The 7,013-nt window shown below is 58.5% G+C and carries 7 protein-coding genes and 1 pseudogene; all 8 read left to right on the top strand.

The window, feature by feature from the left end; all coding sequences use genetic code 11:
* Positions 1-45 precede the first annotated feature (45 nt).
* The 8 genes and pseudogenes from G6N73_RS33965 (at position 46) to osmF (ending at position 6,898) form a co-directional block, all read left to right on the top strand.
* Positions 46-483: a DUF3788 family protein gene (locus G6N73_RS33965; RefSeq protein ID WP_165034286.1), complete on the top strand. Its 438-nt coding sequence runs from the start codon at positions 46-48 to the stop codon at positions 481-483.
* Positions 484-1,660: 1,177 nt separating this feature from the next.
* Entirely contained in the window at positions 1,661-2,110 is a 450-nt protein-coding gene (msrB, locus tag G6N73_RS33970; RefSeq protein WP_165034287.1) for a peptide-methionine (R)-S-oxide reductase MsrB, read from the top strand.
* Positions 2,111-2,163: 53 nt separating this feature from the next.
* Positions 2,164-2,623 (top strand): annotated as a pseudogene (gene msrA / locus G6N73_RS33975) (peptide-methionine (S)-S-oxide reductase MsrA).
* A 735-nt stretch (positions 2,624-3,358) separates the two neighbouring features.
* Positions 3,359-3,613 (top strand): DUF2171 domain-containing protein, encoded by a 255-nt coding sequence (locus G6N73_RS33980; RefSeq protein ID WP_165034282.1) that lies wholly within the window; start codon positions 3,359-3,361, stop codon positions 3,611-3,613.
* Between the two features lie 105 nt (positions 3,614-3,718).
* Complete coding sequence (locus G6N73_RS33985) at positions 3,719-4,750, top strand: transaldolase family protein (RefSeq protein ID WP_165034283.1); 1,032 nt, start codon at positions 3,719-3,721, stop codon at positions 4,748-4,750.
* A gap of 88 nt (positions 4,751-4,838) precedes the next feature.
* On the top strand, positions 4,839-5,120 hold the full coding sequence (locus G6N73_RS33990; RefSeq protein WP_165034284.1) for a DUF427 domain-containing protein: 282 nt from the start codon (positions 4,839-4,841) through the stop codon (positions 5,118-5,120).
* Between the two features lie 300 nt (positions 5,121-5,420).
* On the top strand, positions 5,421-5,900 hold the full coding sequence (locus G6N73_RS33995) for a peroxiredoxin family protein (RefSeq protein ID WP_246252792.1): 480 nt from the start codon (positions 5,421-5,423) through the stop codon (positions 5,898-5,900).
* An 86-nt stretch (positions 5,901-5,986) separates the two neighbouring features.
* Positions 5,987-6,898, top strand: coding sequence for a glycine betaine ABC transporter substrate-binding protein OsmF (gene osmF / locus G6N73_RS34000; RefSeq protein WP_165034285.1), 912 nt, complete (start codon positions 5,987-5,989; stop codon positions 6,896-6,898).
* Positions 6,899-7,013: the final 115 nt, after the last annotated feature.

The following is a 7,013-nucleotide window of genomic DNA, read 5'->3' on the forward strand; positions in this document are numbered from 1 at the left end:
TCCGATACGACACTAGCGGTCACCGACGGCGAGACGGTCCCCCAGATCGGCGACAGGATCATCGACAAATCAGCACCACCCGATGACGGCGCCGTCCGCCACTGGATCGGACCGGAGGCTTTCGAGCATTGGGCCGGGCTGCGGAACTGGATCGACGAATTCTACCCCGGTGTTTTCGCGCCGGATTGGCTCTATGGCGGCAAGAACCGCGGTTGGTCTCTGCGCTACAAGAAGACTAAGGCATTCTGCACGTTAGTGCCGGAATACAGGCTGTTTTCGGCCGTCGTGGTCATGGGGGGAGCAGAACGAGCGAAGTTTGAGGAGCGGCGTTACGTCTGGCGTTCGCAATTGGTCAAGCTCTACGATGAAGCCAAAACATACATTGACGGGAAGTGGCTGACGGTTGCCATCTCATCCGCGGATGATCTGCATGATGTGATGGAGCTTTTAACTATGAAGCGCCCTCCACCGTCGCGCCGTTGAATGTCACGGAACCCCTAGTTTCGATGCAAAATCGGCGCGGTGGCTCCGACGAATCCGCGCAGCGCATTCGTAAGCTGTCTCGTCGGCATCACACAGCAATTCGAAGTCCGGTCGTTGCAGAACGCATCTTACCCAGGAACCCGGGTTAGGTGCGCAAGCACTCGACGCTATTGATATCACGCATCATGATGGCGTTCTCCCACGGTGTTTTCTTCGGGGTTGGGGCTGTTTTCGCGGGGTCGATAGTTCCAAGGGAGAAATCTGGTTTGGCCGTCGCTCTCATGAGGCGGCCTGACGATCGCGATGGTAATCGGTGTTCCGCTCGGGTCGCGGATTGGCCACGGCTTTGACTGGAGACTGACCTTCCTGATCGTCACTGCCATGGGTGCCATCGGCTGACGGCGTTGGCGATCTTCCTCCCGCGAAACATCCCGTATGCACCACCGGTGAGCTTTTTTCGCAGATGAAACTGCTTGGGAACCCCTGATCTCTCCTTAATGTACCTTCTGGCCGCGGCCGCATTCGGCGGCACGTCAGTCCTCGCGCCGATCCTGACCGAGGTAACCAGTGTGGACACGACTACGATCAGCATCGCGCTGATTGATTTTTGGGGGCGCAAACCGTCGTTGGCAACTTCACCGCTTGCAGGCTAACCGACAAGATCGGCACGTCGAGAGCGATGGTCGTCACGCTCATCGGCCTGATCACGTCCTTCGTGCTGATCAGTCTCGGAATGCGTGCCGAAGCGGCCGTTTTGGTGGTCATCGCGATTTGGGGAGTCTTTGCGTTCGCGATCCCTCCGATCATGCAGGACGGTGTCGTGAAGGTCGCCCGTAGGATCGCACCTGAAGCCGTTGCGGCGGCATTCGGGATGAATGTCGCCGCCTTCAACCTCCGCATCTCAGGCGGCTCGCTCATCGGAGGCCGGGTGGTGGAAGGGTTAGGGTTGACCGCTACACCCTACGCGGCAATCGCCACGGCCCTCGGCATCGCCACCCTCGTCGGCAAGTCTCAAAGACGTCGCTCCGGCGAGAGTTTGGCACCCGCGGCGGGTAAGAAGTGTCGGTATGCTCTGCTCACGGTTGCACGCCAATGGCATCGATTTCATAGCCAACGGTTATTGGACCGCGGAGACCCGTGTTCGTACTTTCGGATTGCCTGCACAGGAGTTCAGAAGATGAGAACATACTGCAAAAATCCCGAGGCGGTGTCGAGGCTGACACCGGAACAGTACCGGGTCACCCAGGAAGACGGCACCGAACGACCGTTTCAGAACGAATATTGGGACAACAAAGAACCGGGGCTCTATGTCGAAGTGGTGTCGGGCGAGCCGCTGTTCGCGTCCGCCGATAAATTCGACAGCGGCACCGGATGGCCGAGTTTTACAAAGCCCCTGGCGCCGGCGAACGTGGTCGAGATCGTCGATCGATCGCACGGAATGACGCGCACCGAGGTCCGGTCCAAGCATGGGGACAGTCATCTGGGCCATTTGTTTTCGGACGGACCTCGCGACAAGGGAGGTCTACGCTACTGCATGAACTCCGCATCTCTCCGCTTCGTTCATCGTGATCAGCTCGAGAGCGAAGGTTATGGTGAATACCTCAAACTTTTCAGTCAGGAGACTTAGCGAAGACAACGAAAACCGAAACCGCAATTCTTGACGGCGGATGCTTCTGGGGAATGCAACAACTGATAAGGTGCCGCCCCGGCGTCCTTTCGACGAGGGTCGGTTATTTCGGTGGCGACGTGCCGAATGCTACCTACCGAAAATGTTGGCACCCATGCTGAGGCGATCGAGATCGTATTCAATCCGGACGAGACGAGTTACCGCGAAATGCTCGAATTTTTCTTCCAGATCCACGATCCGACGACGGTGAACCGCAGCCAACACAGCGACCGGGGCACGAGCTACCGTTCCGCGGTCTTCTACACGAGTGACGAGGAGCGTCGCATAGCTGAAGACACAATAGCCGATGTCAATCAGTCCGGCTTGTGGCCAGGGGCGCGTCGTCACAGAGGTCGCGCCCGCCCGCGATTTCTGGGAAGCGGAACCGGAGCATCAGGATTATCCCGCCCGAATGGCTATACCTGCCATTTCGTTCGCCCGGACTGGAAATTGCTACGGCGAAAGGCCGCGTGAGGTTTAACGCACTGATGCGCGGGCACGACATGACAAATGGTATTCAGGGTCGGGTTGCACCGGATCTCATCGTTCCACATTGGATCGATGAGTCCGGGCAGCCGCGAACTCCGCTAACACTCTCGGAGCTGGGTTCCCGGTATCGCATCTTGTTCTTTTATCAGCATTGGTGCCCGGGTTGCCACTCGCACGGGTTTCCAGCGCTGGTTGAGTTGACTGAGCGAGCACCAGAGGATGTTGGACTTGCCGCTGTCCAGACCGTGTTTGAAGGGTTCGACGTGAACACTGCCGATCAGTTGGGCCCCGACCAGCGGCGTTACGGACTACGCATTCCTTTTGGCCACGACCCGGTCTCGCCAGACGGACAATATTCAACAACGATGGTAAATTACCGCACAGGCGGTACGCCATGGTTTGTCGCTATCGATCCCGCAGGGATCGTGGTCGGGAATGGGTTCTCGATCGACGTTGACAGGTTTCTTGGGATCTTCCGAAAGCGACCATAGCCTGGTCTTGCCGGATGTGATGCGACGGCTTGTGGACGTTCGGACACGGCTTTGGGGACTTAACCGATATGGGATTGTTTAACCTCGTGTCTGATCAGGATTTGTCGCCTCGCAGGGTCCGTGCGAGCTGCCGAAATGGTTCTCGGCTTGCTCGATCGAGCTTTTCGGGCCTCGTCCCGCGGGACGGCGCGCAATTGACGAATTTAACCTAAGCTTCAAGGAGAAAACTATGAGCGACCAACAGATTGCGCAGAACATGGAAGTGATCGGTGCTGACGGCGTCCATCTGGGCACTGTCGAAGCCGTTGTCGATGGCCGCATCAAGCTATCAAAGCGCGATAGCGGCGAGGGCAGTCACGCCGGGCACAGTCACTTTATCGATCTCGGACTGGTCGCCACCGTAGAGGGAACGCGGGTCCGTCTTTCGGCGAATGCGGCCGTGGCGGTCACCTTCGAGGAAGAGGAATCGCACAAGCCGGTTTGACCGGGCGTTCACAGACACATTGTCCGTGACCTGGTGTCGGATGGACGATTTCCATCCGGTGCCAATTTCACGGCCCAACATCGATGACGCCGAAAGGAAACGCCCGTGACCTCAAGCCTCGAACAGCTGCGCGCGATGTCGACGATTGTCGCCGACACCGGTGATCTGGGGTCGGTTGAACGACTGAAACCAGTGGATTGTACTACAAATCCAACTATCGTCCTCAGGGCGATAGAAAGCGAGGCGTATACAGACGTCGTTCATGAAGCGCTGTCATGGGGGCGTAAGCGTAGTGGCGACCTGATGCGCATTGCAGCAGCCACCGCAGATCGCTTGGCGATTTCTGTTGGGGTCGAACTTTTGCGCCGCGTACCTGGATACGTGTCGACGGAAGTTGACGCCAACCTTTCTTTCAACGTTGCGGCTTCGGCTGCTAAGGCCCGACAAATCATAGCGGACTACGAGGAGCGCGGCATCCAGCGGGACCGGGTGCTCATCAAGCTCGCTGCGACGTGGGAAGGTATTCGGGCGGCCGAGATTCTGCAGCGGGAGGGCGTTATGTGCAACATGACGCTCTTGTTTGACCGCGCGCAGGCAATCGCAAGCGCTGATGCTGGGGCATTCCTGATCTCACCATTCGTAGGACGCATCTACGATTGGCATAAGAAAGCCGAAGGTAGGGACTTCAGCGCGGAGGACGACCCAGGTGTTGAGTCTGTTCGCAACATCTACAACCATTTCAAGTCCGAAGGCATCGAAACGATCGTGATGGCTGCGTCGTTCAGGAATATCGGTCAAATTCGGGCGCTGGCCGGCTGTGACCGGCTCACGATCGCGCCAAGTCTCCTCGATGCCCTAGAATCGAACAGCGATCAACTTGAGCGAGTGCTTTCGCCCGGCGCAGTTCCCCAACAACCACTGCGGCGGCCGACGGATGCCATTTGCCACTGGTTTGTCAGCGAGAACGCGGTCGACATCAAGCATCCCGCACCCGGCGTCCCCATCGATGAGGTCACTTTCCGCTGGATTATGAACGAAGACGCTATGGCAACAGAGAAATTGGCGGAGGGCATCCGCACGTTCGCAAGGGACCTGCAGGAACTGCGTCACCAAGTAGGATTGCGGCTCCTCCAATAGTCGCTCCGGGCGATCCAGAGGCGACGACCTTTTCAAAGGTTCGCGCGGGGTCGAACAACTTGAACTCTTAGCAAGAAAGGAACGAGAAATGACGGTCGCGACATGGAACGGGACGGTGATAGCGGAATCGGACAAGACCGTTCTCGTCGAAGGCAACCACTATTTTCCGCCTGAGTCCGTCAGAACCGAGTATCTAAAGCCGAGCACGGCGACTAGCCGGTGTCCGTGGAAGGGTCTTGCGAATTACTATGCGCTTCTCGTCGAGGGTAAGACGAATGAAGACGCGGCATGGTATTATGCCGAACCTTCTGACGCAGCAGCGGCCATCAAAGGCTATGTCGCATTCTGGAAAGGTGTAGATGTAAAGTAATGCACCGATCGGGACTGCAACCCGGCACTGCCTGATGGGAAGTGCTCGTGGAGGACTAAGGGCTCCCCACTCATCTGCTCCGGTTCCCGCTCGGCACGTACGCGGCATGGCCCAGAACTTCACTGGGGCGCGCCGCACCCTCGAGCTTTCGTAATAGGCTTCAATAGAAAACCCATTCACTTGAAGGCATTGCAGAGCGGCGGACCGAACGCTTTCTCGGACTGGAACCGGCGCTGGAGGAAGCGGTGAAGGACCACTCGGCGCTTTGAGAGCGCCAACGCTCTAATAAGGAATGCAATTATGATGCTGCAAAATGGCGATATCTTTCCATCTCTTACCTTTGCCCGCGCCGGTGGCGGCGAAATCCATTTGCCCGGCGATCTGGCGGGCAGGTTCGGGGTGATCCTGTTCCACCGTGGTTCCTGGTGTCCGTACTGCAACGCCCAGCTCGCCGAATTTGCGCGAGCGGCGGACACGTTCGCCGAGGAGGGAATCAGGGTCGTTTCAGTATCGGTGGACGATCGGGAAAAGTCGGAGGCGCTCGCCGACAAGCACAAGCTCGGGTTCCCGGTCGGCTACGGCGCGGATGTACGAGCAGTTTCCGCAGCCACCGGCGCCTTCGTCAATGAGGATCCCCAATGTCTCCAAGCAACCGGGTTCGTCATCAATCCCGAGGGCCGGATCGTGACAGCCGTCTATTCAACCCGCGCGATCGGCCGTCTTATGCCCACCGACGTGCTGAATTTTGTACGCCACCTCAAATCCTTAGCCAACAACTGAGAAAATCAGTTGTCTCGGCGTTCGTAAACCAAATTGACGAGTGTGCTCTGGAATTGGCGTGAGCCAAGACAACACGGGAGTATATCATGCGAGTGACCATCAAGATTCTCGGTGCCCTTTCGGCGCTGGCATTGACGGCGACTACGGCTCAGGCTCAGGTCGTGGTTTCTTCCAAGATCGATACCGAAGGCAGCGTGCTGGGCAACATCATCCTCGAAGTGCTCAAAGCCAACCAGATCCCCGTCACCGACAAGATCCAGCTCGGCGCCACCCCGGTCGTGCGCAAAGCCATCACCGCCGGCCAGATCGACATTTATCCCGAGTATACTGGCAACGGCGCCTTCTTCTTCAACGAGGCCGACAGGCCCATCTGGAATGATGCGCAGCGGGGCTATGACGAGGCCAAGAAGATCGACTACGACGTCAACAAGATCGTCTGGCTGGCGCCCGCTCCGGCCAACAATACCTGGGCAATCGCCCTGCGCGACGACGTTGCGGGGCCGAATAGCCTCACGACCCTCACCGATTTCGGCAAATGGGTCGCGGGCGGCGGCGAGGTCAAGCTCGCGGCCTCGGCCGAATTCGTGAACTCACCAGCCGCGCTTCCGGCTTTTCAGACCGCCTATGACTTTATCCTCAAGCCCGACCAGCTCATCACGCTTTCGGGCGGCGATACGGCGGCGACGATCGCCGCCGCGGCCCAGCAGACCTCCGGCGCCAATGCGGCGATGGTCTATGGCACCGATGGGGGCATCGCGCCCTCCAAGCTCACCGTTTTAGACGATGACAAGGGCGTGCAGCCGGTCTATCAGCCCGCGCCCATCATCCGCGAGGCCGTGCTCACGCAATATCCGCAGATCGTCGACCTTCTGCAGCCCGTCTTCGCCAAGCTCGACCTCAAGACACTGCAGGATCTCAATGGGCGCGTGCAGGTGGCGGGCGAGCCGGCCAATGCCGTAGCGCTCGACTTCCTCAAGACCAACGGCTTCCTCAAGTAAGCCGGACGGCAGACAACGATCGGCGAGGCAGGACATTCTGTCCCCGGCTCATCGGTCATTTACGGGGGCGAGAGGGGATCGGTGCCGATGACGCAGCGCGTTGCAACAGCATTGC

Origin of the sequence: Allomesorhizobium camelthorni (assembly GCF_011045125.1) — a bacterium.
Lineage (GTDB): Bacteria > Pseudomonadota > Alphaproteobacteria > Rhizobiales > Rhizobiaceae > Allomesorhizobium > Allomesorhizobium camelthorni.